Below are 26,726 nucleotides of genomic sequence, written 5' to 3'. Positions count from 1 at the left end.
TGTATATTTACCCGCCTCGGCTGTCGCGCGAGGCGGGCCAAGATCCTAATTCGCGTTGTTGGGGTCGATCCAGCCGATGTTCCCATCAGGGCGGCGGTATACGACGTTCACTCCGGTCTTTCCTTCTTTGTGGAACACGACGACAGGTGCGCCTGCAAGTTCCATCTGCATGACTGCCTCACCCACCGACAATGTCGGGATGTGAGTTTCCATCTCAGCGATGATTATTGGCTGCAAGGAATCAGGCTCTTGATCCTCTTCGTGCTCCGTTGCGGCGAGGATATACGATGAAGCGCCCACAAGTTCAACCGGTTCGGACCGATGAGAGTGATGATCCTTCAAACGGCGCTTGTAGCGGCGCAGTTGCTTTTCCATTTTTTCAGCACATTGATCGAATGCAGCATAGATGTCATGCGTGTGCGCATTGGCTTGTGCTGTAAGGCCTGTGGAGAGATGTACCACAGTTTCGCAGTTAAATTCTGCGCCACTCTTTGAAAAAACTACGGTCACATTGGTCGGGCGTTCTGCGTATTTGTCAACGACAACACCAAGTTCCGTTTTGACATGGGTTTGCAGGGCTTCACCGATGTCGATTTGCTTTCCGCTAATTTGGTACCGCATGATATCTCCTTTTCTTTATTTAGAACCACGCGTCGCACACAAAGTGCAGGCATGTGGATCCTTTGGATTTTGTGAATTGCGGGGGTTTGATGCTCAAACGTTTCTGGTGTCCCAATCTTGCGGTTGGGGATACGTCGGTGTGGTCTGGGCCAAAACGGGCCGCCCCACATTTTGTGAAACGATGGTTATGCATCAAGGGTATTTGGCTGCACAATGGGGGGGGATGTCAACCACAAGCTGTGACGTGGTTATCAAAACCGAAAGTTTTCGCCTAAGTAGACGCGGCGCACTGTTTCGTCTTCGACGATTTCGCGTGTTGTGCCTGACATCAAAACTTGGCCATCATGCAAGATATACGCACGATCGATAATTCCTAATGTTTCCTGAACGTTATGATCTGTCACAAGCACGCCGATGCCACGATTTTTAAGGTCGGATACAAGGCTGCGAATCTCACCGACCGCGATGGGGTCAACCCCTGCAAAGGGTTCATCCAATAAGACGTAAAACGGATTTGCCGCCAAACAACGCGCGATTTCGACGCGACGTCGTTCTCCGCCTGACAATGCAATAGAGGGCGCGCGGCGCAGGTGGCCGATGGAAAATTCACTGAGCAATTCTTCTAGGCGCTCGCGGCGAATCAATGGATCGCTCTCTGAAATTTCCAAAATGGCGAGAATATTGTCTTCGACGCATAGGCCGCGAAAGATAGATGCTTCTTGTGGCAGGTATCCAATGCCGAGTTTTGCGCGTCGGTACATGGGCAGCATTGCAATATCGAGACCGTCGACTATCACTTCGCCCGCCTCAGGTGTGACCAAGCCAGCAATTGAATAAAAGCAGGTGGTTTTGCCAGACCCGTTTGGCCCAAGCAAAGCGACAACTTCACCGCGATTGAGGTCAAGAGACACGTCTCTGATAACAGTGCGCTTGCGATAGCCTTTGCGTAGATTGCGGACGCGCAGGCCCAGTTCAGGAGTATCGGTCATTATTGTGTTCCGGTTTGAAGGATCGTTTTTACGCGTCCTTCGATCTGGCCGGTGCCTGTGGCCAAATCTACCACCATGCGTTGGCCAGACAGTGCATTTTGACCTTGGGTCAGTATGACATCACCAGTTAAGGTGACAGAGGCTGTATTGATATCATAGACGGCTTTTTGTGCTTCGATGGCTTCGCCCCCGTTTACAAAAGTCACGTCGCCAGAGGCAACGAGCTGTGAAATCTGGCTGTTATCCTGCGTGTCGTAAATTACTTCGACAGTGCTGGCGGTGAGGCGCAGTGATCCTTGACCAATCAACACATCGCCAGAAAAGACGGCCTTGCCCGTGGATTGATCAACGCTGAGCTGATCCGAGGTGATTTCAACGGGTAAGGAGCTGTCATGCTTTAGGCCACCAAAGGCAATTTGAGCGCCCTGAGCAAAAGCGGGAGCTTGAAAAAGTGTTAGTCCAATTGCGACAATGGCCGAAATCGATATAGATTTTAATAACTGCACTTTGATCCCCAAATTTTGCTTAAGGTTGGTATATCAGCTTAACGCGATTTTTGAAAACCAGAACATAGTCACCTGTTGCAGTGTCTTGTGAAATTTCCATAGACCCAGCTGAAATTTTGCCAGATGGAGCCTTTGCAAACACTTCCCCAGGGCTTTCAATTTTTGACATGTTCAATTTCGCTGCAATACGGTTTGTTGTGATTAAATAACCTGTTGTCGTCTCAAGACTTACGCCTCCTGACAGTTCGGCGATATTGCTTGGCCCGTCAATGACCACGTCTTTGGCTGACATCGATACAGCGCTTTGGTCTGGCATTTTGAGTTCAGCGTGAATTTGCGTCGTGTTGACGACGTCTCGATTGGATGGATCTGGACGAACGGTTGTCGCCGAAATTTCCAACTGTGCGCCATCATCCGTAACCGTTGCAAAGGTTGGCTCATCAAGTCTTTGTTCGCGTGCCAGAGATTCAATTTCTACGCGGGCATAGGGAATATCTGAGATCGTGTCAGGGCTGCGAGAAAACAGAAAAAGCGTCGCCAAAATCGCAAGACTGGCCAAAGGCAAAAATAATTTTGCGCGTGCAACAAGACGAGAGTGTAAATTGTCAAAGCGGGCCATAAGGCTTTCTTACACGATGCCTGCGCGAAGGCAGTCTTGAATTTTTAGAATACCGCAAGGCGTGCCATCTTCGGCGGAATTTCGCACAAATAGACAGGTGATAGAACGTTCATCCATACGCGCGAGTGCCTTTTCTGCAAGCGCATCTGCGGCAATCGTCATCGGATTTTCCGTCATAATGTCTCCAGCGTTTTTGGTAAGAAGTTCGTCAATATTGCGGCGTAAATCACCGTCTGTGATAATACCTGCGAGCTGCCCATCATCGCCCAAAACACCTACAACACCAAAACCCTTGGCCGAGATGACATCAAGCGTTGCTCGCATCGGAGTGTCGGCGGTGACTAAGGGCATGTCCGTGTTCATAAGATCGCTGGCTTTTGTCAGGCGTGCGCCGAGTTTGCCGCCGGGGTGAAGCATGCGAAAGTTGTCGGCGGTAAAGCTGCGGTGATCCATCAATGCGATCGCGATGGCATCGCCAAGCGCGAGCGTCATTGTGGTCGACGTTGTGGGCACAATACCTTGGTCGCATGCCTCTTCGGCTTTTGGTAAAATAAGTGGTACGTCACTGGCGCGAATGAGAGAGCTTTCGGGCTTGGAGGCCACACCGATCATAGGAATTTGAAACCGACGGGTAAAGGCGATGAGGTCGGCAAGCTCAGGGGTTTCGCCTGAATTCGACAGGACCAAAACAACGTCATCTTTGCCGATCATTCCAAGGTCACCGTGGCTTGCCTCAGCGGGATGAACAAAATGTGCGGGTGTCCCAGTAGAGGCAAATGTGGCGGCAATTTTACGTGCTATATGTCCTGATTTTCCCATGCCGGTGACGATAGTGCGTCCTTTGGCCTCTAAAATCAAAGAAGTTGCGGCGACAAAGTTGTCTCCCAAAGTGTCGGCAAGCGTCGTGAGAGCATCGGCCTCGCGACGAATCACGCGCTTTCCAACGGCTAGGAATGTTTGAGACTGAGTCATTGGGCATCTTTCTTGAACGGCGTTTGGTGGTCATGCATGAACATAATTGTGCGGGTCTTTAGTGTGAAAAAATATCTGCGTCAGGCCAGCCTTCGAGGTCCAATAGCGCGCGGGTGGGTAGGAAATCATAACAAGATTGCGCCAGTGCCATGCGGCCTTCACGCACAAGCATTTCATTCAATCGGTCTCGCAGTTTATGTAGGTACAAAACATCTGATGCCGCATAGTCTAGCTGGGCTTTGCTCAAATCGCGCGCGCCCCAGTCGCTCATCTGTTGATGCTTTGAGATATCGACCTTAAGAAGTTGTTCCAATAGGTTTTTCAACCCGTGTCGGTCTGTATAGGTGCGCACAAGTTTAGATGCGATTTTGGTACAATAAACGGGCTCTGCCAACGTTCCAAAAGCCTTAAACATCGCTGCGATGTCAAAGCGACCATAGTGAAAGAGTTTCAATACTTTAGGGTCCGCCAGCATCTTACAAAGATTGGGGGCTTCAGTTTGATCGGGCGCGATCTGGATCATATGCGCATGTCCGTCACCGCCAGACATTTGTACCAGACATAAGCGATCTCGATGTGGGTTGAGACCCATGGTTTCACAATCGATGGCCACCATCGGCCCAAGGTCAAGATCGTCGGGCAGATCACATTTGTATAAGAAATTCGTCACATCAGGCCTCTTGCACAGTTTGGCATTTAATATGTGACATAAGCACTTGTCGACACGCGGGCAAGTTTAACCAAGATGTGGCGCGAGACCTGTCATCCTGCATTCTATCGCGATCATTTTGGAATGTTTGGTGCCCAGGAGAGGACTCGAACCTCCACATCGTTGCCAATACTAGCACCTGAAGCTAGCGCGTCTACCAATTCCGCCACCTGGGCAGGTGTCGTAAGGTCGCGATGTAAAGAGGTGTTGCGGGGCTGTCAACGCAGATTCGATGGTTTTCATTGGTGATTATAGCGTCTTGTTCATTTGGTCGTGAAAAGCTAAGAAAAACATAGAAAATGGCATTGGAGATGCAGATGACGAAATTGGTCACCATCTATGGTGGAGCTGGCTTTGTCGGGCGGTATATCGCGCGGCGTATGGCAAAAGAAGGATGGCGCGTGCGCGTTGCTGTTCGTCGCCCAAACGAGTCGCTTCACGTAAAACCTTATGGGGCGGTCGGTCAGGTCGACCCTATTCTGTGCAACATTCGCGATGACGCTTCAGTGCGTGCTGCGATGCAAGGCGCAGATGCAGTTGTGAACTGCGTGGGGGTTTTAACTGAAAAGGGTAAAAACTCTTTTGCTGCGGTTCAAACCGACGGGGCTGCGCGCATCGCGCGTATCGCTGCCGAAGAAGGCGTTGGCAACTTGGTTCATCTGTCGGCGATTGGCGCCGATCTCGAATCTGAAAGTGAGTATGCAAAAACCAAAGCTGAGGGCGAACAGGCTGTTCTTGCGTCTTTCCCGTCTGCTGTGATTTTACGTCCGTCAGTTGTGTTCGGTGTGGAAGATGATTTTTTCAACCGCTTTGCCGAGATGACAAAATTTGGCCCTGTTTTGCCTTTGGTTGGCGGTGAGTCAAAGTTCCAGCCTGTCTATGTTGACGATGTCGCACAGGCTGTTGTTAAGGCTGTGTTGGGTGATGCGCCTGCAGGCATTTATGAGCTGGGCGGTCCTGAAGTGGACACTCTTAAGGGTCTGATCCACAAAATGCTCGGCTTGATTCAGCGTCGTCGTCTTGTTGTTGATTTGCCGTTCTTCGTTGGTAATTTAATGGCAACGGGTTTTGGTTTTGCGCAAACCATGACGCTTGGGCTGTTCCACAACAAAGTTTTGACGCGTGATCAGGTTAAGAATCTCGCCAATGATTGTGTTGTGTCATCTGACGCAAAAAGCTTTGCAGATTTGGGTATTACGCCAACAACTATGGATGCCATTTTGCCTGAATATCTGTGGGTTTATCGCGATTCGGGGCAATATGCTGATATCCGCGACAGTGCGAAAAATCTGCACAAAACCTAAAGTAGTTGATTTTGAAAATGTAAAAGGCGCGCTCCAATATTTTGGGCGCGCCTTTTTGTGCGAATTTGAAAAATTTATACGCTGTAAGAAATGATCAAAAGTACAGCGCCAAGAATAACACGGTAAATGACATAAGGCGTAAAGCTCACGGAGCGCAAAAGCCGCATCATCAACACAAGCGCCCCCAGTGCCGCGATAAATGCGAACGCGGCACCTATGCCTGCGTATTTCAGCAATTCCCAGTCTGCATCGCCTGCAACTTCTGCACCGAGCAAAATGCCTGAGGCCAAAATGGTTGGAATCGACATTAACATGGCAATTTTTGCGCCGTCTTCACGGGAGTACCCAAGCGCACGTGCGCCGGTGATTGTGATGCCTGAACGCGATGTGCCAGGGATAAGGGCAATCGCTTGCCATAGGCCAAGTATGATGGCGTCTTTGATTGACCAGTCTGTGTCAATCTTGTGCGTGGGGCCTTTTTGATCGAACCAATATAGAACCAAGCCAAAGATTAACATTGTCCAACCAATCACGCGAATGGATCGCATGGCGTCGGATAGGCCAGTGACTTTGATAACGAGGCCGAGAATGATGACTGGGATGGTCGCGATAAGCAAAAGAAAGGCAAGTTTCGCGCCTGGCGTGTCAATTTTTCCGGTCAACATGCGCGGAATGCCTAGCAGGCCAACTTTAACGTCTGACCAAAAATAGGCGACCACAGCGCCCAATGTGCCGATATGAACAGCCACATCGATAGCTTGGCCTTGATCGTCGATTCCAACAAAATAGGGTAGTAGAATCAGGTGACCCGAGGATGAAACAGGTAGAAACTCAGTAACACCTTGAATTAAGGCGACGAGAAATAAGTAAAAGAGGCTCATAGGGCGGTCCTTGGTGTTCTGATGATGAAGTGATAAACTCTTTTAAACTCAATAAGAAGCTTCAATTAATGTCACTATTATTGACCTATTATTTATGATTTATTGTCCGTAGTGGGTTAGTGTCCGGTCATAAACGACATATAGGGCAGCACTTATGACTTTTCTTTTGTGCCAGTTCTTTGTACATAGCATATAAATTCAAATTCAAACCTACGGAGATATTGTGTTATGGCCAAGGAGCCTATGCTCAAATTTGTGAACGTTGGACGGGATATGCCCGAAAAACGCGACGCAGGCGACCGTAAGGAAGATTTCTTGGAAATCTACGGTGACTTCATTTCTGCGAAAGCTGAAGAACAAGCCTCCCGCTGTTCGCAGTGTGGTGTGCCTTACTGTCAGTCGCATTGTCCGCTTCACAACAACATTCCCGACTGGTTGCGCTTGACTGCAAGTGGGCGCTTGAAAGAAGCGTATGAGCTCTCGCAAGAGACCAACGCATTCCCTGAGATCTGTGGGCGTATCTGTCCGCAGGATCGTCTGTGCGAAGGCAACTGTGTGATTGAACAGTCTGGTCACGGCACGGTCACGATTGGTGCTGTTGAGAAATACATCACAGACACCGCATGGGAAAACGGTTGGGTTGAAGGCATCAAGCCGCATACAGAGCGCACTGAATCTGTGGGTATCATCGGGTCTGGTCCCGGCGGTGTTGCTGCCGCTGATCGTTTGCGTCGTGCTGGCCTTCAGGTCACTGTCTATGAACGCTCCGATCGCGCTGGCGGTCTGATGACTTACGGTATCCCAAGCTTCAAGCTTGAAAAAGACGTGGTCATGCGTCGCATCGATCAGCTGAAAGAATCAGGCGTTGAATTTGTTTTGAACTGCAATGTTGGCGAAGACATCTCTTTTGACGCTTTACGCGAAAAGCATGACGCCGTTTTGATCGCTACTGGCGTTTACAAATCTCGTGACCTTCAAGGTCCAGGCGCTGGTTCTGAAGGTATCGTCGCTGCGCTGGACTATTTGACAGCATCTAACAAAGTTTCGTTCGGTGACACTGTTGCAGAATTTGACAGCGGTGCATTGAACGCAAAAGGCAAAAAAGTCGTGGTTATCGGTGGTGGTGACACGGCGATGGACTGTGTGCGCACAGCGATTCGTCAAGGCGCCACATCGGTGAAGTGTCTGTACCGTCGTGATCGTGCCAATATGCCAGGATCGCAGCGCGAAACACAAAACGCCGAAGAAGAAGGTGTGGAATTTGTCTGGCTTGCAGCGCCTAAAGGTTTTGCAGGTAATCCTGTCACGGGCGTTATGGTGCAAAAAATGCGCTTGGGGACGCCGGATGCCTCAGGTCGTCAATCTCCTGAAGTGATCGAGGGTGCGGACTATGTTGAAGACGCAGATCTCGTGATCAAGGCGCTTGGGTTCGAGCCAGAAGAACTTCCAAAGTTGTGGAATGCTGATGGTTTGGAAGTCACGCGTTGGGGTACAGTTTTGGCTGATTTCAAAACGCATGAAACCAAATTGCCGGGCGTTTACGCCTGTGGCGATATTCAGCGCGGTGCATCTTTGGTTGTTTGGGCTATCCGTGATGGACGCGAAGCGGCTGATGCTATTGTTGAGCAGGTCAATGCCGCTGCAAGCGTTGCAGCCGAGTAAATTTTAACGATCGAGAGGCGCGCGGATGAATTGCTTTCACGCAGTCACATGCCGCCCCTCTCGGTCTACACTGAAGTCTTTCGACCCCACCAAACGATAAGGAAGGGTTACCAATATGACAAAATATGATGAAAGCTGGGCCGCTCGCGAAGAAGCCAAACGCGAATGGATGGCACAAAATTCTCTCTTCCGTGAAGAAGATGAGCACTCCTCTTGTGGGGTTGGTCTTGTTGTTTCTGTCGACGGCACAAAATCTCGTAAAGTCGTTGAAAACGGTATTTCTGCCCTCAAAGCGATCTGGCACCGTGGTGCTGTTGATGCGGACGGCAAAACGGGTGACGGCGCAGGTATTCACGTGCAGATCCCTGTTCCATTTTTCTATGATCAAGTGAAGCGCACCGGCCACAAGCCCCGCACAGATGAAATGATCGCTGTTGGGCAAATCTTTCTGCCGCGCACTGATTTTGGCGCTCAAGAAACCTGCCGCACGATCATCGAATCCGAAGTTCTGCGCATGGGGTACTACATATACGGTTGGCGTCACGTCCCAGTGAGCGTTGATTGTTTGGGCGAAAAAGCCAATTTGACACGCCCTGAAATCGAACAGATTTTGATTTCGAATTCCAAAGGCGTGGACGAAGAAACATTCGAGCGCGAGCTTTATGTGATCCGTCGTCGTATTGAAAAAGCTGCTTTGGCCGCCGGCGCACAGTCTTTGTACGTTTGTTCACTCTCTTGCCGCTCTATCATCTACAAAGGCATGATGCTGGCTGAACAGGTCGCAGAATTTTACCCTGATTTAATGGATGAACGGTTTGAATCTGCGTTTGCGATTTACCACCAGCGGTATTCCACAAACACCTTCCCGCAGTGGTGGCTTGCGCAGCCGTTCCGCATGTTGGCTCACAACGGTGAGATCAACACGTTCAAGGGAAACAAAAACTGGATGAAGTCGCATGAGATTCGCATGGCTTCGACCACATTTGGTGACACGGCTGAGGATATTAAACCAATCATCCCGCAAGGTGCATCTGATTCTGCAGCACTTGATGCTGTGTTCGAAGTTTTGGTGCGCGCTGGGCGGTCTGCACCTATGGCGAAAACGATGCTCGTGCCTGAAGCTTGGTCGCAGCAAGCTGTGGAACTGCCACAGTCTTGGCGTGACATGTATTCTTACGTGAACTCCGTGATGGAACCATGGGATGGCCCTGCTGCCTTGGCGATGACGGACGGTCGTTGGGTCTGTGCAGGTCTTGATCGTAACGGCCTGCGTCCGATGCGTTACGTTGTGACGGGTGATGGACTTGTCATTGCGGGATCTGAAGTGGGCATGGTGCCGACTGATGAGGCGACTGTTGTTGAAAAAGGCGCGCTTGGACCAGGTCAAATGCTGGCTGTCGATATGACTGATGGTAAGCTGTACCACGATACAGAAATGAAAGATAAACTCGCCGCAGCGCAGCCGTTTGGCGACTGGGCGGGTAAGATCAATGATCTTGAAGAAAGCTTATCTGGCTTAGAGGAAAAAGCGATCTTTAGTGGTGTGGATCTAAAGCAGCGCCAAATCGCGGCTGGTTATTCCATCGAAGAACTTGAGCAAATTCTTGCGCCTATGGCGGAAGATGGCAAAGAAACTTTGGCCTCGATGGGGGATGACACGCCCTCTGCGGTTTTGTCTGAAAAATACCGCCCGTTGAGCCACTTCTTTCGTCAAAACTTCTCACAGGTCACCAACCCACCAATTGACTCATTGCGCGAATATCGCGTGATGTCACTCAAGACGCGGTTCGGAAACTTGAAAAATGTGCTGGACGAAAGCAGTTCACAGACTGAGATTTTGGTGCTCGACAGTCCGTTTGTCGGCAATGCTCAATTTGAAACGTTGAAATCAAAATTCAACGCGCCGATGACCGAAATTGATTGTACTTTCCCAGTTGATGGCGGCGCGAATGCATTGCGTGAAGGGCTTGATCGCGTGCGTGCCGAGGCCGAAGAAGCTGTGCGTTCAGGTGGCGGTCACATCGTATTGACGGATCAAGGTCAAGGCGCTGATCGCGTCGCGATGCCGATGATTTTGGCGACCTCTGCGGTGCACAGCTGGCTGACTCGCAAAGGGTTGCGCACGTTCTGTTCTATCGGTGTGCGTTCTGCTGAATGTATCGATCCGCATTACTTTGCAGTCTTGATCGGCTGTGGTGCGACCATCGTGAACGCTTACTTGGCCGAGGACTCGCTCAATGACCGTATCGAGCGTGGTCTGTTGGATTGCACGCTGACTGAAGCTGTCGCGCGTTACCGTGCTGCGGTTGATGCAGGCTTGCTAAAAATCATGGCGAAGATGGGTATCTCTGTGATTTCGTCCTATCGTGGTGGTTTGAATTTTGAAGCTGTTGGTCTTTCTCGCGCGATGTGTGCTGAGTTCTTCCCTGGAATGCAGTCACGCATTTCCGGTATCGGTGTTGGTGGCATCCAGAAGAAACTTAAGGCAGTACACGCGCAAGGCTTCTTGGGTGGCAATACTTTGCCCATCGGTGGTTTCTACAAATCGCGTAAATCTGGTGAAACTCATGCGTGGGAAGCGCAGTCGATGCATATGCTGCAATCGGCCTGTGACCGTGCATCCTATTCTATGTGGCAACAATACTCTGCCAAGATGCGGTCTAACCCGCCGATCCACTTGCGTGACCTTTTGGACGTCAAACCTTTGGGTAAACCTGTGCCAATCGAGGAAGTGGAATCTATCACTGCAATCCGTAAGCGCTTTGTGACACCGGGTATGTCGTTGGGGGCTTTGTCTCCTGAATCTCACCGCACTTTGTCTATTGCGATGAACCGCATTGGTGCGAAATCTGACTCTGGTGAAGGTGGCGAAAGCCCTGATGATTTCACGCCAGAGCCAAATGGTGACAATGCCTCTGCAAAGATCAAACAGGTCGCATCAGGCCGGTTTGGGGTCACAGCCGAATATCTTTTGGCCTGTGAAGAGCTTGAAATCAAAGTGGCTCAAGGCGCAAAACCCGGTGAGGGTGGCCAGCTTCCAGGTATGAAGGTCACAGACCTTATCGCCAAATTGCGTCACTCGACCAAAGGCGTGACTTTGATCTCTCCGCCGCCGCACCATGATATCTATTCTATCGAGGATTTGGCGCAACTGATCTATGATCTCAAGCAGATCAACCCACGCTGTAAAGTCACTGTAAAACTCGTGGCGTCCTCTGGTGTTGGCACGATTGCAGCCGGTGTGGCCAAAGCGAAAGCGGATATTATCCTTATTTCGGGGCACAACGGTGGCACTGGCGCATCCCCTGCGACCTCGATTAAATTCGCAGGTCTGCCATGGGAAATGGGTCTGACTGAAGCGCACCAAGTTCTGTCTATGAACAACTTGCGCGAACGTGTGACATTGCGCACCGATGGTGGTTTGCGCACAGGGCGTGACGTGGTTATGGCTGCGATGCTGGGGGCCGAAGAATACGGCATCGGTACCGCGGCATTGATCGCGATGGGTTGTATCATGGTCCGTCAATGTCAGTCGAACACTTGCCCCGTGGGTGTGTGTACGCAAGACGACGATCTGCGCAAAAAATTCACTGGCAATGCGGATAAAGTGGTCAACTTGATCACATTCTATGCGCAAGAAGTGCGTGAAATTCTGGCCTCTATCGGCGCGCGCTCTATGGATGAAGTGATCGGTCGTGCCGATCTGCTGACACAGGTGTCACGTGGCTCTGCGCATCTTGACGATCTTGACCTCAATCCGCTTTTGATCACCGTCGATGGCGCTGACAAGATCGTCTATGACCGGTCAAAACCACGCAATGCTGTGCCTGATACGCTGGATGCGCAAATCGTCTCTGATGCGGCGCGTTTCTTGAAAGACGGCGAGAAAATGCAGCTGTCCTATGCGGTGCAAAACACGCATCGGACTATTGGTACACGTACGTCCAGCCACATTGTGCAGAATTTTGGCATGCGCAATGACCTTCAAGATGACCACTTGACTGTGAAGCTCACAGGTTCTGCGGGCCAATCTTTGGGTGCTTTCGCGGCCCCTGGTTTGAAGATCGAAGTGTCAGGTGACGCCAACGATTACGTCGGTAAAGGTCTGTCTGGCGGTATCATCGTGGTGCGTCCGCCTATGCATTCACCTTTGGTTGCGTCCGAGAACACTATTATTGGCAACACGGTTCTTTATGGCGCCACTGACGGCTACCTCTTTGCGGCTGGTCGTGCAGGCGAACGTTTCGCTGTGCGAAATTCTGGTGCAACTGTCGTGATCGAAGGCTGTGGTTCCAGCGGTTGTGAGTACATGACTGGCGGTATCGCGGTGATCCTTGGGTCCATCGGTGCGAACTTTGGTGCGGGTATGACGGGTGGTATGGCTTACCTTTATGACCCTGAAGGCACTGCGTTCCAATTGATGAACCACGAGACTTTGGTGACTTGTCCTGTGACGGTTGAATACTGGGAAACTGAGCTCAAATCTTTGATCGAACGTCACGTACGAGAAACTGGATCTGTTAAAGCGTCAGAAATTTTGTCCAACTGGGATGTTGAAAAAGCCAACTTCTTACAAGTTTGCCCCAAAGAAATGCTGGTGCATATCAAGGCGCCTCTGTCTTTGGAAAAGGGTGCAATTCCTGCGGAATAAAGCGGAAGCCTTTAAACAAATTGAAGCCCCCAAGCGATTGGGGGCTTTTTATTTTGCCAAAAATAAGTGTTTTTTGCGCGATGTCTTGACCTGACGCGCGAGACCATGAATCACTGCGCTATGGCTAAGACATCCAAATCAACCAAGACGACCAAACGCAAAACCAAAAAGACGACAAAGCCTTTGCGTCCCGTTGCAAAACGCGATCCCTTACGGCTTGGCTTTTTTGCGCGACTGCGGCGACGCGCCTTTCAATTGGTGTTCGCTATGATCGGGCTCGGGCTCATCTGGATTTTAGCCTACACAGTGCTGCCCATACCCACGACGCCTTATATGGTGTCCGAAGGGCGTGTTTCGAACGGCGTTGATTATCAATGGGTGCCTCTGGAAGATATCGCCCCTGTCCTGGCGCGATCTGTGGTTGCGGCCGAGGATGCGAATTTTTGCGATCACTGGGGGTTTGACCTTGGCGCAATCCGCGCAGCCATTGATGAAGGGGCGGGACGCGGCGCGTCGACGATTTCCCAGCAAGTGGTCAAAAACGTGTTTCTTTGGCATGGTCGATCTTGGTTGCGTAAGGCGCTGGAGGCATTGGTGACGCCAATTGTTGAATTGACGTGGAGCAAGCGGCGTATCCTTGAAGTTTACTTAAATATCGCTGAATTTGACGAAGGTGTCTTTGGCGCAGAGGCTGCGGCGCGCACCTATTTTGGTGTTGGCCCCGAAGAACTGTCTGCCAGACAAGCCGCTCAACTTGCGGCGGTTTTACCTGCGCCGAAATTGAGAAACGCAGGCAATCCTGGGCCATTTGTAAAGCGGCGTGCCGCGCAAATCGCCGATGGTGCCGCGACAATTCAAGCGGACGGGCGCTCAGCGTGTTTCGAGGATTGAATTGCCCGCGCTTTCACGGCACTTAGGATAAAAACAAAAGAGTACTGTGCAATGATCCGACTGTTTCATGTTCCCCTGTCCCCATTTTGTCGCAAAGTGCGTTTGAGCCTTGCAGAGAAAAAGCTCGAAGTGGAGCTTGTTGAAGAGCGGTATTGGGAGCGCGATCCCGATTTTTTGCGTCGCAATCCCGCAGGAAAAGTGCCCATTTTACGCATCGATGACATGATGCTGTCCGAAAGCGCCGCGATTTGTGAATATATTGAGGAAAAATACCCCAGTCCGTCTTTGATGCCAAACGATCCTGAAGGACGTTTTGAAGTTAGGCGCATGGTGTCTTGGTTTGATGATAAATTTCACCATGAGGTGACGTCGAATCTTTTGTACGAGCGGGTGAACCGCAAATTGACCAAATCAGGTTATCCTGATTCGAAAAACGTCAAAGCGGGTTCGAAGGCGATCAAGTTCCATTTGGATTATATGGCTTGGCTTTTGGACCGTCGCCGTTGGCTCGCGGGCGATGCGATGACTTTGGCCGATTTTGCGGCCGCGGCGCATCTGTCATCTCTGGATTACATTTCGGATGTGGATTGGAACCGGTCTGCCGTGGTCAAGGATTGGTATGCAAAGATCAAATCACGTCCGGCTTTTAGGTCCCTTTTGGCTGATCATGTCTCAGGGTTTCCACCGCCACCGCATTATGCCGATCTCGATTTTTGATATAGGCTAGTCCAAAAAGAGGCGCGAACAGTGGCAGTATTGGACAAAGAAACGGTGCGCCAGCAGGCCTTGAAAGAAGGGTTTTCGCAGGTTGGCTTTGCCCGCCCTGAGTTGCCTGAGGCGATGGGGCGATTGCAGCAGTATGTTGATTTAGAACGCCATGGCCAAATGGCATGGATGGCCGACCGTATGGCATGGCGCGGTGACCCTTCAGCGCTGTGGCCTGAGGCCAAATCGGTGATCATGCTGGCCGAGTCCTATACGCCAGACGATGATCCTATGGAGGCCATCAAGCGCTACGATGCGGGGGCCATTTCAGTTTACGCGCGCAATCGCGATTATCATGACATCGTTAAAAAACGGCTTAAACGCGTTGGGCGGTGGCTGATCAATCAGGCGGGCGCTGATACTGAAATCAAAGTGTTCGTCGATACCGCACCTGTGATGGAAAAACCTCTCGGAGCAAAAGCGGGGCTGGGCTGGCAAGGCAAGCACACCAATCTGGTTGGCCGCGAGTTGGGCAGTTGGTTCTTTTTAGGTGCGATCTTTACAACGCTTGATTTAGATCCTGATCCTGCTGAAGTTGACCACTGTGGGTCTTGCACGGCCTGCCTGACGTCCTGTCCGACAGATGCGTTTCCTGCGCCGTATCAGATAGATGCGCGGCGCTGTATATCTTATTTGACGATCGAACATCATGGACCGGTGGATGAGAATTTAAGGCCTCTGTTGGGCAATCGCATCTATGGGTGCGATGATTGTTTGGCGGCTTGTCCGTGGAATAAATTTGCGGTTGAGGCCGCAGATATCCGCTATCATGCGCGCGCAGATTTGGTGTCTCCACCATTATCGGAATTGGTCATATTAGATGATGCAGCTTTTCGAGAACGCTTTTCAGGATCTCCGATTAAACGCATTGGTCGCAACCGGTTCGTACGCAATGTGCTTTATGCTATTGGTAACTCTGGTGATAAAACGCTTAAGCACTTGGTAAGTGCGCTGCTGGCTGATCCAGATGAGACAGTCGCAGAGGCCGCAAATTGGGCCATGGCGCGGTTATGATTGGTTGAAACGCTAACTGTCAAAAAACCGAAACCAAGGCGTTGAGGTGTTCGTGTTCTCAAGGTCTTCTTGTTTTTTGGCCTGCGCATTTAGGTGGGAATTGATCATCCGTTCGGCGCGTACTGCCGCTTTGACGCCATGTGCGGCTTGTGTGATAGGGTAGGGACCGATGCGACTTAATCCGACTAAGTATGTGACTGTGATGTCTGACGTATTTGGGACTGTGCGAAACTTGACATCTACGCCGCTTCCTAAGATCTCGAATGTCGCTTCTAGAGCTTTTATGTAATCGCTTTTTGAAGAGTGTTTTGGGGCTCGATCACCAATCGAAACAACGGCGATAATTTCACCAGAACTTTCGATCAAACCTGCCTCGGTCAGACTGTCTAACGTAATACCTAGAGGGCGAAAGTTCGGATTCTTGGTGATGAAATAAGCTAATAAGCTCAGTGCAGCGGGGAGCACAATAAAGGTTGCGACCAAGCTGACAATAATTGTTTCTCGTTTAACCAAATGACCTCTCCGCCAAATATCGCCGATGATATTTAGCAGAAGAGGCTTAAGTTTTCCTAACTTAGCTGCGTACCAGCTTTTCGTAGGATTCGGCGATGTCGCGTGTTAGCGCACCGACTTCAAATGTATGCGTGCCAATTAGGCCAACGGGGGTCACTTCGGCGGCCGTTCCTGTTAGCCAGCATTGCTCAAATCCGTCAAGTTCTTCGGGCATGATCACGCGCTCATGGACAGCGATGCCCTTGTCTTTGAGCATTTGAATGATGGTTTGGCGGGTGATGCCGTTCAAGATCGCATCAGGGATCGGCGTGTGTACCTCGCCGTCTTTCACAAAGAAAATATTGGCGCCGGTCGCCTCAGCAACATAGCCGCGGTAGTCCATGAACAATGCGTCGGAACAGCCTTTTGCTTCGGCAGCGTGTTTGGACATTGTGCAGATCATGTAAAGGCCAGCGGCTTTGGCGGCTGTTGGAATTGTTTCTGGCGACGGGCGTTTCCATTTGGCGATATCAAGTTTCGCGCCCTGCATTTTCGCGTCGCCGTAATAGGCGCCCCATTCCCAAGCTGCGACAGCCATGCGCACGGGGTTTTTGTTTGAGGCAACACCCATATCTTCGCCAGAGCCACGCCAAGCCACCACGCGGATATAAGCGTCTGTCCAGCCATTTGCTTCAAGAACTGCATATTTGGCCGCTTCGATTTCATCGATAGTGTAAGGGATCGGCATGTCCAAAAGCTCACCAGAGCGCAGCAGGCGTTCTGAATGTTCGCGGGATTTGAAAATCTTACCTGAATAGCAACGCTCGCCTTCGAAAACAGAAGATGCGTAATGCATTGCATGGGTTAGAATATGGACCTGAGCGTCGCGCCATTCGACGAGCGCGCCGTCCATCCAGATTTTACCATCGCGATCTTCGAATGAACCGGCCATTTTTCTATTCCCTATAGCTGTGCAATTTGCAATTGTTGCGTGTAGATAGGATATATTTAACATTATCTTACGCAAAACCTGTTATGCGCTAACAATTGCGACTTGGAATGTCAATATCGCTGACTTAAAATGCTTATAGGTTACGCAGATTGTGAATGGAGACACTGTGGCAGACGGCAAAAGTACACGCGGTGGCGAAAGCCTGTTGTTTTTGACTGACGAGCAATTGCGCCGCGGGATTGAAGCGATGTTTTTCGCTTACCGAGGGTTTACTGCGGATCCAGATAGAATTTTGGACAAGCACGGATATGGGCGGGCGCATCACCGCGCTGTTCACTTTATCAATCGTGCGCCAGGTGCGACAGTGAATGCTTTGCTTGATGTCTTAGGGGTCACCAAACAATCGCTCAATCGTGTGTTGCGTACTTTGATCGAAGATGAATTGGTCGAAAGCCGCGTTGGACAAAAAGACAAACGTGAACGGCATTTGTTTTTGACGCCCAAAGGCAAGTCGTTAGAGGCTGAGCTTTCAGAAGCGCAACGTGCACGCATGCGCACCGCGTTCAGCAAGGCAGGACCAGAGGCTGTCGCAGGCTTTCGTGAAGTGTTAGAAGCCATGATGGATACTGACCAGCAACTCTATTTCAATGCGTTAAAGGAGAAAGACACTTGAGTGATATTCATCTTCTCATTGTTGACGACGATGAACGTATTCGCCAGTTGCTGCAAAAGTTTTTGATCCGCAACGGGTTTTGCGTGACCGCGGCACGAGACGCGGCTCATGCGCGTAAGCTTTTGGCTGGGCTAGAATTCGATATGATTGTCATGGATGTGATGATGCCAGGTGAAGATGGTGTGACGTTGACGCGCAGTCTGCGTCAAAGTTTGGCAACGCCGATTCTGTTGCTGACGGCCAAAGGCGAAACCGAAGACCGGATTTCTGGGCTTGAGGCTGGGGCGGACGATTACTTGGCCAAACCGTTTGAGCCAAAAGAATTATTATTACGTATCAATGCAATTTTGCGTCGTGTGCCGCAGGCCGAAGAGGCGGTGACATTGCCTAAATACCTGCATTTGGGCGACTTTAGATACGATATTGAGCGTGGCGAGTTATGGCAAGGCGATAAAATTGTACGTCTGACCCAAACAGAAGCTCAACTTATGCGTATTTTCTCGGCCACTCTTGGCGAGACTGTTTCTCGTAGTGAGTTGGTGGAAAAGCTTGGCCGAGACGGTGGGCAAGCTCAAGAGCGTGCTGTAGATGTGCAGATCACACGGCTGCGGCGTAAGTTCGAATCTGATCCGCGCCAGCCACGTTTTTTGCAAACCGTGCGCGGTGCTGGATATATGTTGAGTCCAGAGTGAAAATCACTGAGGTCGGATTCGACAGGGAACTGGCCAAGAGGTGGTCAAGTCATGTATGCAGCCCATAATGTACCGAGATAAATCTTTGTGGAGACGTCGATATGACTGAGACGACTGTGTCTGAATTGAGCTTTGAAGCTGCGATGGCTGAGCTTGATCAAGTTGTGGCAAAGCTTGAACGTGGTGAAGTGGCGCTGGACGACAGCATCAAGCTGTATGAGCGTGGTGCGGACCTAAAAGCTCATTGCGAAGCCAAGTTGAAAGACGCCGAAGAAAAAGTTGAAAAAATCTCAGTTGGGTCCGACGGCAAACCTGCCGGAGTTCAAGCTGTCGAAGGCCTTTGATGCAAACCGAACTCGATCGCTGCCGTCACTTGGTGCAGACCTGTTTTGCCGAGGTTTTTGCCCCCCTTGGGCAATCACCTGTTGAATTGGGTCTTCAATATGCCCTTAGCGGTGGCAAGCGTCTGCGCGCTTTGTTGGTGCTAGAAAGTGCGGCTTTGCACGATATTGAACCCACTCAATCTGTTTGGTCTGCCGCCGCGATCGAGGCGATGCATGCCTATAGTTTGGTGCATGACGATTTGCCGTGCATGGATGACGATGATTTGCGTCGTGGCCAACCAACGGTTCATAAAAAATGGGACGAAGCCACTGCAGTGCTTGTCGGTGATGCTTTGCAGACCTTGTCTTTTGAATTGCTCTCACGCGCGGAAACATCCCCTTCCAGCCAGATTAGGATCGATTTGATTGCGTCTTTGGCGCGGGCCTCTGGTGCGCAAGGTATGGTACTTGGGCAGGCACAGGATATCGCGGCTGAGACGGCTCTGACGCCCTTGGATTTGGCCGCGATAACAGAACTTCAAGCCAACAAAACTGGCGCGCTGATCGAATGGTCTGCTACGGCGGGTGCTATTTTGGGCGGAGCAGATCCGCAGCCTTTGGCGCGTTATGCGCGGGCTTTAGGATTGGCTTTCCAAATTCAAGATGATGTTTTGGATGTCATCGGCGACTCAGGGAAGACCGGTAAAGCTGTCGGTAAAGACCAAGATGCAGGCAAGGCGACGTTCGTGTCGTTGCTTGGGTTAGAGGCAGCACAAAAACGCGCGGCCTCACTTGTTGATGAAGCATGTGAGGCAATTGGCCCCTACGGGATTCGCGCTGAAACCTTGCGCGCGACGGCGCGGTTCGTTATTTCCCGCGAAACCTAAGAAAGATGATGCGCCATGTCTGATCTTCCTGACACGCCGACCCTTGATCGTGTAGCGACACCTGCGGACCTTAAATCCCTGTCGGATACCGAGCTGAAACGCTTGGCGGGAGAGTTGCGCGCGGAGACGATTTCGGCAGTGTCTGAAACAGGTGGGCATCTGGGCGCTGGCCTTGGCGTGGTCGAATTGACCGTTGCGTTACATGCTGTGTTTGACACCCCAAAAGATCGATTGATCTGGGATGTGTCGCACCAGTGTTATCCGCATAAAATTCTGACAGGTCGCCGTGATCGGATTCGGACCTTACGCCAAAAAGGCGGTCTATCTGGGTTTACCAAACGTTCTGAAAGCCCCTACGACCCGTTCGGCGCTGCACATAGCTCGACATCTATTTCCGCAGCACTTGGGTTTTCTGTGGCGCGCGATTTGGGCGGTGCACCTGATCCTGCACTTGGTGACGGTATTGCTGTCATCGGTGATGGCGCAATGTCGGCCGGCATGGCCTTTGAGGCGATGAACAATGCTGGCCATTTGGGCAAGCGATTGTTTGTGATTCTCAATGATAATGAAATGTCGATCGCTGAACCTGTCGGCGCGCTGTCCAGTTATCTGTCACGCCTTTATGCGGGTGAACCGTTCCAAGAGCTTAAAGCAGCCGCCAAGGGCGCTGTCTCCTTGCTGCCGCCACCGTTCCAAGACGGGGCGCGTCGTGCCAAAGAAATGCTAAAGGGCATGACAGTTGGCGGTACGATGTTTGAAGAGCTAGGATTTTCCTATGTGGGCCCAATTGATGGTCACGATATGGATCAGCTTTTGTCCGTGTTACGCACTGTAAAGACACGTGCAACTGGACCTGTGTTGATTCACACGATTACGAAAAAAGGCAAAGGTTACGCACCGGCTGAGCGGGCAAGCGATAAGGGCCACGCGACGGCCAAGTTTGATGTCCTGACAGGCAAGCAGGAAAAAGCCACTCCAAATGCACCATCTTACACGTCCGTGTTTGGGAAAGCTTTGGTGCAAGAAGCATCTTTTGACGATAAAATCTGCGCAGTGACTGCCGCGATGCCTGATGGCACGGGGCTTAATTTGTTCGCGGAGCGCTATGGGTCGCGGTGTTTTGATGTTGGTATCGCTGAACAGCATGGTGTGACTTTCGCTGCGGGTTTAGCAGCTGGCGGCATGAAGCCATTTTGTACGATGTATTCGACTTTTTTGCAGCGCGGATATGACCAAGTGGTACACGATGTAGCCATTCAGCGTCTGCCTGTGCGCTTTGCGATTGATCGCGCTGGCTTGGTTGGCGCTGATGGCGCCACTCATGCGGGGTCGTTTGACATCGCGTTCTTGGCCAACTTGCCGGGCTTTGTTGTAATGGCAGCGGCTGACGAGGCTGAGCTGGTCCATATGGTTGCGACTGCTGCGGCGCATGACGATGGGCCTATTGCGTTCAGATACCCGCGCGGCGAAGGCGTTGGTGTTGACATGCCAGAGCGCGGTACGCCGCTTGAAATCGGCAAGGGCCGTATTGTGCAATTTGGTGCGCGGGTCGCCATTTTGTCGTTTGGTACGCGTCTTGATGCGGTCAAAAAAGCTTGTGAAAGCTTGGCACAAAAGGGCATCACGCCGACAATCGCTGACGCACGATTTGCCAAGCCTTTGGATCATGATCTTATACGTGACTTGGCTGAAAAACATGAAGCTCTGATCACGATCGAAGAGGGCGCTATCGGTGGATTTGGGTCACATGTCGCCGACTTCTTGGCCAATGAGGGTGTGTTCGATCTAGGACTTAAGTTTAGGTCTATGGTTTTGCCGGATACCTTTATTGATCAGTCTAGCCCTGCCGATATGTATGCGACTGCTGGCTTGAACGCCGAAGATATAGAAGCCAAAGTTCTTCATGTTTTGGGTGTCACCGACATCGCATCAAAACGCGCGTGAGTTAACTTTCGGACGCCAGCAGCGCATTGAGCCCCGTCATGTAGTCTGGGTAGATCAGCTCGACCCCAAGTTCCGATTTGATCCGGTCGTTTTTGACCTTTTTGCTTTCGGCATAAAAGCTGCGGGCCATGGGCGTCATGTCAGCTGTCTCAAAATCTTGAGCTGGCGGTAATGGCAACCCAAGTAGTTCGGCAGCATAGCCAATAACATCTTCGGGCGGCGCCGCCAGATTGTCGCAAACATTAAATATTTGGCTGGATTTAGGCCGATGTATCGAGGCCAAAAGCACTTGTGCGATGTCGTCGACATGAATGCGTGAAAAGACTTGGTTCGGTTTGATAATTCGTCGTGCAGTCCCATTGCGAACTTTGGCAAAAGGGCCGCGACCTGGGCCATAAATCCCCGCAAGTCGGAAAATTTTGAGGTTTAACCCTAGGTCTTGTGAGACCTTAATCCACTGTGACTCTGCTGCGACGCGCGCTTTTCCGCGCGCTGTGGCAGGTGTTAAGGGAGATGTTTCATCAACCCATCCGCCGTCACGATCGCCGTAAACGCCTGTTGTTGACAGATAGCCAACCCATTCTAAATTTTGAGCGGTTTTCAGGTCTTGCAGGTGATTGAGCAAAAAGGGATCGCCGTCACTTGTTGGCGCGGCTGATATAAGCAGATGTGTGGCGTTTTTGATATCATCAGAAATGTCGTCATCTGGCGTCACGCGAATATTTACCCCTGTTTCACGCAGGGTTGGGGCCTGTTCTGCGTTCCGTATTGTGCCTGTGATGGTCCAGTTCGCGGGCAAAAGTAGCGCGCCGAGTGCTGTCGCGGAATATCCGTAACCATAGGAAAAAAGATGAGCTGACATGAATTGATGTCCCGTTTGTAAAAATCACCGCGTGCTGGGCTTGCGTCATCCTAAGAGTTGGTGACAATTGTGCAACCAAAGGTCGATATTCAAGACCTGATTGGACCAATGAGTTTAGAACGGAGTTGTTGTGGTGATGTCGAACGCAGGACTGAAACTTGAAACGCCACCAAGGCGTGAGTCTGAATTGTTTTCAGATGCCAAAGCAGCCGTTCAAAGGCTCGAAGAGCTATATACCGAAGCCACTCAGTTTTTAACGGAACGTTTTTCTCGAGTCGCTGAAGGCGCTAAGCCTGTCGCAAAATTTCGTGCCTATTACCCTGAAATTAGAATCACTGTGCGGTCTTATGCGTCGCAGGACAGTCGTCTGTCTTTTGGTCATGTTTCCAAGCCTGGGATATATTCGACAACTGTCACACGCCCTGACCTGTTCCGTAATTACCTGACATTCCAGCTTCAACAACTGATTGAAAATCACGGCGTTCAGGTTGAAATCGGACCGTCGCAAACGCCGTTGCCAGTGCACTTTGCTGTCGCAAATGATGACAGCGTAACGGTGCCGCAAGAGGGCGTGATGGATTACCCCTTGCGTGATGTGTTTGATGTGCCTGATTTGGCGACAACCCACGATAACATCGTCAACGGCTATGCCTTTCAGTACGAAGACGGATCAGAGCCATTGGCGCCGTTTACAGCGCAGCGCATTGACTATTCTCTCGCGCGACTGTCGCACTACACGGCAACGGATGCCAGCCATTTTCAAAACCATGTTCTGTTCACAAACTACCAGTTCTATGTCTCTGAATTCGAGGCCTATGCGCGTGAGCAGCTTGCAGACCCAAGTAGCGGCTATACGAGTTTCGTGAGTACGGGGAATGTTGAGATCACTGACCCTAACACTCCGATTGATCCGATCACCAAGATGCCGCAGATGCCGACCTATCATCTTAAGCGTGCAGATGGGTCTGGTGTGACTTTGGTGAACATCGGTGTTGGACCGTCAAATGCTAAAACCGCAACCGATCATATTGCGGTGTTGCGCCCTCACGCTTGGATCATGGTGGGGCATTGTGCAGGCCTGCGAAATTCGCAGCGATTGGGTGATTTTGTTTTGGCACACGCTTACCTGCGCGAAGACCATGTGTTGGATGCGGATCTCCCAGTGTGGGTTCCTATTCCTGCATTGGCAGAAATTCAAACCTCACTTGAAAATGCGGTTGCTCAAGTCACCCAGCTTGAAGGCTATGAATTGAAACGCATCATGCGAACAGGGACAGTTGCGACGATCGACAACCGCAATTGGGAATTGCGCGATCAATCTGGCCCGGTTCAGCGGCTGTCGCAATCACGCGCTGTAGGGCTTGATATGGAAAGCGCTACGATTGCTGCCAATGGCTTTCGCTTTAGGGTCCCATATGGGACGCTTTTATGTGTGTCCGACAAGCCCTTGCATGGCGAATTGAAGCTGCCAGGCATGGCGTCTGAGTTTTATAGAAGCCAAGTTTCTCGACATTTGTTGATCGGTATTCGCGCGATGGAAATTTTGAGAGACATGCCCATTGAGCGCATTCACAGTCGAAAACTGCGCTCATTTGAAGAAACGGCCTTCTTATAAGGCGGAAAATCGCTGTAAAAGGGGCGAAAAGTGACGTGTTTTATACACTAACCGTTGTGTGCGCCTACTATATTCGCTTAGAAATGCCCGATACCCCCTAATCCAAGGGGGACACGAGGAGATACAGACATGTCGAAACCAATGACAAAAACACAGCTTATTGCCGCTTTGGCAGAAGAGCTGGCCGCAGACAAAAAAACAGCTGGTGCTGCTCTTGATGCCGTTGTTGCAATCATCACCCGCGAAGTTTCTGCTGGCGGTGCCGTGACACTTCCAGGTGTTGGCAAAATCTACTGCCGTGAACGCCCAGAGCGCATGGTGCGCAACCCACAAACGGGTGATCAAATGAAAAAAGACGCAGACAAAGTCGTGAAAATGACCATTGCCAAAGCGCTTAAAGACAGCGTGAACGGCTAAGGCTTGTACGCAGTATTTTTAAAGGGTCGTGCATTTGCGCGGCCCTTTTGCATTTCTAGGTGGGCATAAAGTGAAAGCAGATTTTAAAACGACCTTGATGGGGGTTGCTTTCATTTTGATGTGGTCATCGGCCTTCACCTCAGGACGGATCATCGTTGCCGATGCGCCTGCGTTGGCGTCGCTGTCTTTGCGATTTTTCATGTCCGGAGTGGTCGGTGTCGGCTTAGCGCGTGTGCTTGGTCAATCATGGACGTTTACGGGGCAGCAATGGCGCGCGATTATCATCTTTGGTGTGTGCCAGAATTCTGCTTACCTTGGATTGTATTTTTTGGCGATGAGATCGGTTGAGGCGTCATTGGCCTCGGTCTTGGCATCCTCGATGCCTTTGGTGGTGGCGCTGCTCTCGATTCTATTTTTGCGAACACTTCCCAAACCCATTGCTTTACTTGGTCTAGGCATCGGCTTTTTGGGCGTGCTATTGATTATGGGGACGCGCTTGTCGGCAGGCAGCGATATGGTTGGCATCTTGATGTGTATCTTCGGCACCGTTGCGCTGGCCATTGCCACGCTTTCTTTGCACTCTGTCGGCGCTGGGGCAAATGTTTTGATGGTGGTGGGTCTACAAAGCTTGGTTGGCAGTTTTGTGCTTGGGATTATATCCCCATTTATCGACACATATGAGATCACCATGTCGACCCAACTCGTGGGGGCAATGCTCTACATCACTTTTGTGCCGGGCCTGTTTGCGACATGGTTGTGGTTTAAGCTGGTTGAACGCATTGGCACAATCAAAGGGGCCGCATTTCACTTTCTAAACCCGTTTTTCGGAGTGGCGATTGCGGCCCTTGTGCTTGGTGAACAGGTAAACGGCTGGGATCTCGTGGGTGTTGTTACCATCATGGTGGGTATCTTGGCCGTTCAACTGTCTAAGGCGTAATCTATTCGCCGAAAACGCCCAAAGGCGTTTCACCGTTTTGACCGCGATGCAAAAGCAGGTGATCCAAAATCACGCAGGCCATCATCGCCTCGCCGACTGGAACAGCGCGGATACCGACGCAAGGGTCGTGGCGACCTTTTGTGATCAAATCGGTGTCTTCGCCCGCTTTGGTAATGGTTTTGCGCGAGGTTAGGATCGAACTCGTAGGTTTTACCGCAAAGCGCACAACCAGATCCTGTCCTGTGGAAATCCCGCCCAAAATCCCGCCAGCATGATTGGACATGTAGCGCGGGCCATCATTGCCCATGCGAATTTCATCGGCGTTCTCTTCGCCGGTCAGGCGTGCGGCATTCATACCTTCGCCAATTTCAACGCCTTTAACAGCGTTGATAGACATCATAGCGGATGCCAAATCAGTGTCGATCTTGGCATAAATCGGTGCGCCAAGGCCCGCAGGTGCCCCTTTGGCAACCACTTCAATCACTGCGCCTACGGACGAGCCCGATTTGCGGATGTCGTCGAGATATGCTGCCCAGTTTTTAGCTGTCACGGCACTGGGCACCCAAAAGGGATTGTTGTCGATTTCTGCCATATCGCGTGCGCCAATGATGCCGTTTGGCCCGATTTGGGTCATATACCCTTTGATCTCTAGGTCTGGGATCAATTGCGCCAAAGCAGCACGCGCCACACCGCCAGCCGCTACGCGTGCTGCCGTTTCGCGCGCTGAAGAGCGGCCACCACCACGATAATCGCGAATGCCGTATTTTTGGAAATAGGTGATGTCTGCATGACCGGGACGGAATTTTTCAGAAATATCACCATAGTCTTTTGAGCGTTGATCCGTGTTGCGGATCATCAATTGAATGGGCGTGCCTGTTGTTTTGCCATCAAACACACCTGATAAAATTTCCACCTGATCAGGTTCGCGACGCTGGGTTGTGTATTTCGACGTGCCGGGTTTGCGTTTGTCGAGCCAGACTTGCAACATCTCTTCTGTCAGATCAATGCCCGGAGGGCAGCCGTCAACAGTTGCGCCAAGCGCAGGTCCGTGGCTTTCACCCCAAGTGGTGAAACGAAAGAGATGGCCGAATGTATTGATGCTCATGCTGTGCTCCTAGATCGCCCTTGGTTTAACGGGTGTTTGGCTTGGCGAAAAGGGGGCTAAGTGTCTTGAGCTTGCGCTTTGTGGTTTTGACGCTAAATTGCGCCTTACCTCGGGGTGCCACCACATGTGGCTGAGATGCGCTTTGCGGACCCGTAGAACCTGAACCGGCTAACACCGGCGGAGGGAAGGTATTCGCATCATCAAGACGCGACCTTTTTCTTCGCCCATTTTTGAATGGAGCGA

The 26,726-nt window shown here is 51.1% G+C and carries 25 protein-coding genes, 1 tRNA gene and 1 riboswitch; of the genes, 14 read left to right on the top strand and 12 right to left on the bottom strand.

All coding sequences use genetic code 11. From position 1 onward, the window contains the following. Positions 1-45: 45 nt before the first annotated feature. The 7 genes from hpf to KO497_RS06680 all read right to left on the bottom strand — a co-directional run bounded on the left by hpf (position 46) and on the right by KO497_RS06680 (position 4,592). Positions 46-621, bottom strand: a complete 576-nt coding sequence (gene hpf / locus KO497_RS06710) for a ribosome hibernation-promoting factor, HPF/YfiA family (RefSeq protein WP_215943196.1) — start codon at positions 619-621, stop codon at positions 46-48. A 251-nt stretch (positions 622-872) separates the two neighbouring features. Continuing rightward, complete coding sequence (gene lptB / locus KO497_RS06705) at positions 873-1,610, bottom strand: LPS export ABC transporter ATP-binding protein (protein ID WP_215943195.1); 738 nt, start codon at positions 1,608-1,610, stop codon at positions 873-875. Further along, positions 1,610-2,116, bottom strand: a complete 507-nt coding sequence (lptA, locus tag KO497_RS06700) for a lipopolysaccharide transport periplasmic protein LptA (RefSeq protein ID WP_215943194.1) — start codon at positions 2,114-2,116, stop codon at positions 1,610-1,612. Before lptA ends, lptB begins: the two co-directional genes overlap by 1 nt. Before the next feature lie 19 nt (positions 2,117-2,135). Further along, a complete protein-coding gene (gene lptC / locus KO497_RS06695) occupies positions 2,136-2,735 on the bottom strand; it encodes an LPS export ABC transporter periplasmic protein LptC (RefSeq protein ID WP_215943193.1) in 600 nt (199 codons plus the stop codon). A gap of 9 nt (positions 2,736-2,744) precedes the next feature. Next, positions 2,745-3,707 carry a KpsF/GutQ family sugar-phosphate isomerase gene (locus KO497_RS06690; RefSeq protein WP_215943192.1) on the bottom strand — a complete coding sequence of 321 codons (963 nt, stop codon included), beginning with the start codon at positions 3,705-3,707 and terminating at the stop codon, positions 2,745-2,747. A 58-nt stretch (positions 3,708-3,765) separates the two neighbouring features. Beyond that, on the bottom strand, positions 3,766-4,377 hold the full coding sequence (locus tag KO497_RS06685) for a ribonuclease D (protein ID WP_215943191.1): 612 nt from the start codon (positions 4,375-4,377) through the stop codon (positions 3,766-3,768). A 128-nt stretch (positions 4,378-4,505) separates the two neighbouring features. Further along, a tRNA-Leu gene (locus KO497_RS06680) sits at positions 4,506-4,592 on the bottom strand. Between the two features lie 141 nt (positions 4,593-4,733). On the opposite strand from KO497_RS06680, the gene KO497_RS06675 reads away from it, so the two are divergent. Beyond that, positions 4,734-5,720, top strand: coding sequence for a complex I NDUFA9 subunit family protein (locus KO497_RS06675; protein ID WP_215943190.1), 987 nt, complete (start codon positions 4,734-4,736; stop codon positions 5,718-5,720). A 74-nt stretch (positions 5,721-5,794) separates the two neighbouring features. Here the strand turns inward: KO497_RS06675 and KO497_RS06670 are convergent, their stop codons facing one another. Then, positions 5,795-6,601, bottom strand: coding sequence for an undecaprenyl-diphosphate phosphatase (locus KO497_RS06670; protein WP_215943189.1), 807 nt, complete (start codon positions 6,599-6,601; stop codon positions 5,795-5,797). A gap of 228 nt (positions 6,602-6,829) precedes the next feature. Between KO497_RS06670 and KO497_RS06665 the strand changes: the two genes are divergently transcribed. The 5 genes from KO497_RS06665 to queG all read left to right on the top strand — a co-directional run bounded on the left by KO497_RS06665 (position 6,830) and on the right by queG (position 15,584). Further along, on the top strand, positions 6,830-8,263 hold the full coding sequence (locus tag KO497_RS06665) for an NAD(P)-dependent oxidoreductase (RefSeq protein ID WP_215943188.1): 1,434 nt from the start codon (positions 6,830-6,832) through the stop codon (positions 8,261-8,263). A 115-nt stretch (positions 8,264-8,378) separates the two neighbouring features. Next, positions 8,379-12,914 (top strand): glutamate synthase large subunit, encoded by a 4,536-nt coding sequence (gltB, locus tag KO497_RS06660; protein ID WP_215943187.1) that lies wholly within the window; start codon positions 8,379-8,381, stop codon positions 12,912-12,914. Positions 12,915-13,034: 120 nt separating this feature from the next. Next, positions 13,035-13,805: a monofunctional biosynthetic peptidoglycan transglycosylase gene (gene mtgA, locus KO497_RS06655; protein WP_215943186.1), complete on the top strand. Its 771-nt coding sequence runs from the start codon at positions 13,035-13,037 to the stop codon at positions 13,803-13,805. A 51-nt stretch (positions 13,806-13,856) separates the two neighbouring features. Continuing rightward, positions 13,857-14,522, top strand: a complete 666-nt coding sequence (gene fzlA, locus KO497_RS06650) for an FtsZ-binding protein FzlA (protein ID WP_215943185.1) — start codon at positions 13,857-13,859, stop codon at positions 14,520-14,522. A gap of 30 nt (positions 14,523-14,552) precedes the next feature. Beyond that, the gene (gene queG / locus KO497_RS06645; RefSeq protein WP_215943184.1) at positions 14,553-15,584 is read left to right on the top strand and encodes a tRNA epoxyqueuosine(34) reductase QueG; all 1,032 of its coding nucleotides are present in this window, start codon (positions 14,553-14,555) and stop codon (positions 15,582-15,584) included. A 12-nt stretch (positions 15,585-15,596) separates the two neighbouring features. Here queG and KO497_RS06640 read toward each other — a convergent pair whose 3' ends face one another. Continuing rightward, positions 15,597-16,097, bottom strand: coding sequence for a hypothetical protein (locus KO497_RS06640; RefSeq protein ID WP_215943183.1), 501 nt, complete (start codon positions 16,095-16,097; stop codon positions 15,597-15,599). Between the two features lie 61 nt (positions 16,098-16,158). Continuing rightward, positions 16,159-17,028, bottom strand: coding sequence for a branched-chain amino acid aminotransferase (locus KO497_RS06635; protein WP_215943182.1), 870 nt, complete (start codon positions 17,026-17,028; stop codon positions 16,159-16,161). Between the two features lie 166 nt (positions 17,029-17,194). Here KO497_RS06635 and KO497_RS06630 point away from each other — a divergent pair, with 166 nt between their 5' ends. From KO497_RS06630 to dxs, 5 genes are all read left to right on the top strand, one after another. Next, positions 17,195-17,701, top strand: coding sequence for a MarR family winged helix-turn-helix transcriptional regulator (locus KO497_RS06630; RefSeq protein ID WP_215943181.1), 507 nt, complete (start codon positions 17,195-17,197; stop codon positions 17,699-17,701). Further along, positions 17,698-18,393: a response regulator gene (locus KO497_RS06625; protein WP_215943180.1), complete on the top strand. Its 696-nt coding sequence runs from the start codon at positions 17,698-17,700 to the stop codon at positions 18,391-18,393. Before KO497_RS06630 ends, KO497_RS06625 begins: the two co-directional genes overlap by 4 nt. Positions 18,394-18,494: 101 nt before the next feature. Next, positions 18,495-18,737, top strand: coding sequence for an exodeoxyribonuclease VII small subunit (locus KO497_RS06620; protein ID WP_215943179.1), 243 nt, complete (start codon positions 18,495-18,497; stop codon positions 18,735-18,737). Further along, positions 18,737-19,603, top strand: a complete 867-nt coding sequence (locus tag KO497_RS06615; RefSeq protein WP_215943178.1) for a polyprenyl synthetase family protein — start codon at positions 18,737-18,739, stop codon at positions 19,601-19,603. The genes KO497_RS06620 and KO497_RS06615 overlap by 1 nt, the downstream gene beginning before the upstream one ends. Positions 19,604-19,618: 15 nt before the next feature. Further along, on the top strand, positions 19,619-21,547 hold the full coding sequence (gene dxs / locus KO497_RS06610; protein WP_215943177.1) for a 1-deoxy-D-xylulose-5-phosphate synthase: 1,929 nt from the start codon (positions 19,619-19,621) through the stop codon (positions 21,545-21,547). Position 21,548: 1 nt separating this feature from the next. On the opposite strand, the gene KO497_RS06605 is transcribed toward dxs, so the two are convergent. Continuing rightward, on the bottom strand, positions 21,549-22,409 hold the full coding sequence (locus KO497_RS06605) for an SDR family oxidoreductase (RefSeq protein ID WP_215943176.1): 861 nt from the start codon (positions 22,407-22,409) through the stop codon (positions 21,549-21,551). 136 nt (positions 22,410-22,545) lie between these two features. Here KO497_RS06605 and KO497_RS06600 point away from each other — a divergent pair, with 136 nt between their 5' ends. From KO497_RS06600 to KO497_RS06590, 3 genes are all read left to right on the top strand, one after another. After that, positions 22,546-24,024 carry an AMP nucleosidase gene (locus KO497_RS06600; RefSeq protein WP_215943175.1) on the top strand — a complete coding sequence of 493 codons (1,479 nt, stop codon included), beginning with the start codon at positions 22,546-22,548 and terminating at the stop codon, positions 24,022-24,024. 129 nt (positions 24,025-24,153) lie between these two features. Beyond that, complete coding sequence (locus KO497_RS06595; protein ID WP_215943174.1) at positions 24,154-24,441, top strand: HU family DNA-binding protein; 288 nt, start codon at positions 24,154-24,156, stop codon at positions 24,439-24,441. 70 nt (positions 24,442-24,511) lie between these two features. Continuing rightward, positions 24,512-25,378 (top strand): DMT family transporter, encoded by an 867-nt coding sequence (locus KO497_RS06590; protein WP_354668096.1) that lies wholly within the window; start codon positions 24,512-24,514, stop codon positions 25,376-25,378. Position 25,379: 1 nt separating this feature from the next. On the opposite strand, the gene aroC is transcribed toward KO497_RS06590, so the two are convergent. Continuing rightward, the gene (gene aroC / locus KO497_RS06585; protein WP_215943173.1) at positions 25,380-26,483 is read right to left on the bottom strand and encodes a chorismate synthase; all 1,104 of its coding nucleotides are present in this window, start codon (positions 26,481-26,483) and stop codon (positions 25,380-25,382) included. Between the two features lie 100 nt (positions 26,484-26,583). Then, positions 26,584-26,686: riboswitch (TPP riboswitch) on the top strand. Positions 26,687-26,726 lie beyond the last annotated feature (40 nt).

This window comes from Pacificibacter marinus (assembly GCF_018860665.1).
Taxonomy (GTDB): domain Bacteria; phylum Pseudomonadota; class Alphaproteobacteria; order Rhodobacterales; family Rhodobacteraceae; genus Celeribacter; species Celeribacter marinus_A.
Note: the sequence above shows the minus strand (reverse complement) of the source record. Positions and strands in the feature narration are given on the sequence as shown.

What these genes read in the sequence shown, in the direction of transcription:
- KO497_RS06675 (WP_215943190.1), top strand. Translation starts at nt 4,734, where the DNA reads ATGACGAAATTGGTCACCATCTATGGTGGAGCTGGCTTTGTCGGGCGG.
- KO497_RS06690 (WP_215943192.1), bottom strand. Translation starts at nt 3,707, where the DNA reads ATGACTCAGTCTCAAACATTCCTAGCCGTTGGAAAGCGCGTGATTCGT.
- KO497_RS06620 (WP_215943179.1), top strand. Translation starts at nt 18,495, where the DNA reads ATGACTGAGACGACTGTGTCTGAATTGAGCTTTGAAGCTGCGATGGCT.
- KO497_RS06615 (WP_215943178.1), top strand. Translation starts at nt 18,737, where the DNA reads ATGCAAACCGAACTCGATCGCTGCCGTCACTTGGTGCAGACCTGTTTT.
- aroC (WP_215943173.1), bottom strand. Translation starts at nt 26,483, where the DNA reads ATGAGCATCAATACATTCGGCCATCTCTTTCGTTTCACCACTTGGGGT.
- hpf (WP_215943196.1), bottom strand. Translation starts at nt 621, where the DNA reads ATGCGGTACCAAATTAGCGGAAAGCAAATCGACATCGGTGAAGCCCTG.
- fzlA (WP_215943185.1), top strand. Translation starts at nt 13,857, where the DNA reads ATGATCCGACTGTTTCATGTTCCCCTGTCCCCATTTTGTCGCAAAGTG.
- KO497_RS06595 (WP_215943174.1), top strand. Translation starts at nt 24,154, where the DNA reads ATGTCGAAACCAATGACAAAAACACAGCTTATTGCCGCTTTGGCAGAA.
- KO497_RS06665 (WP_215943188.1), top strand. Translation starts at nt 6,830, where the DNA reads ATGGCCAAGGAGCCTATGCTCAAATTTGTGAACGTTGGACGGGATATG.
- KO497_RS06635 (WP_215943182.1), bottom strand. Translation starts at nt 17,028, where the DNA reads ATGGCCGGTTCATTCGAAGATCGCGATGGTAAAATCTGGATGGACGGC.
- KO497_RS06605 (WP_215943176.1), bottom strand. Translation starts at nt 22,409, where the DNA reads ATGTCAGCTCATCTTTTTTCCTATGGTTACGGATATTCCGCGACAGCA.
- KO497_RS06670 (WP_215943189.1), bottom strand. Translation starts at nt 6,601, where the DNA reads ATGAGCCTCTTTTACTTATTTCTCGTCGCCTTAATTCAAGGTGTTACT.
- lptC (WP_215943193.1), bottom strand. Translation starts at nt 2,735, where the DNA reads ATGGCCCGCTTTGACAATTTACACTCTCGTCTTGTTGCACGCGCAAAA.
- mtgA (WP_215943186.1), top strand. Translation starts at nt 13,035, where the DNA reads ATGGCTAAGACATCCAAATCAACCAAGACGACCAAACGCAAAACCAAA.
- KO497_RS06600 (WP_215943175.1), top strand. Translation starts at nt 22,546, where the DNA reads ATGTCGAACGCAGGACTGAAACTTGAAACGCCACCAAGGCGTGAGTCT.
- dxs (WP_215943177.1), top strand. Translation starts at nt 19,619, where the DNA reads ATGTCTGATCTTCCTGACACGCCGACCCTTGATCGTGTAGCGACACCT.
- gltB (WP_215943187.1), top strand. Translation starts at nt 8,379, where the DNA reads ATGACAAAATATGATGAAAGCTGGGCCGCTCGCGAAGAAGCCAAACGC.
- lptB (WP_215943195.1), bottom strand. Translation starts at nt 1,610, where the DNA reads ATGACCGATACTCCTGAACTGGGCCTGCGCGTCCGCAATCTACGCAAA.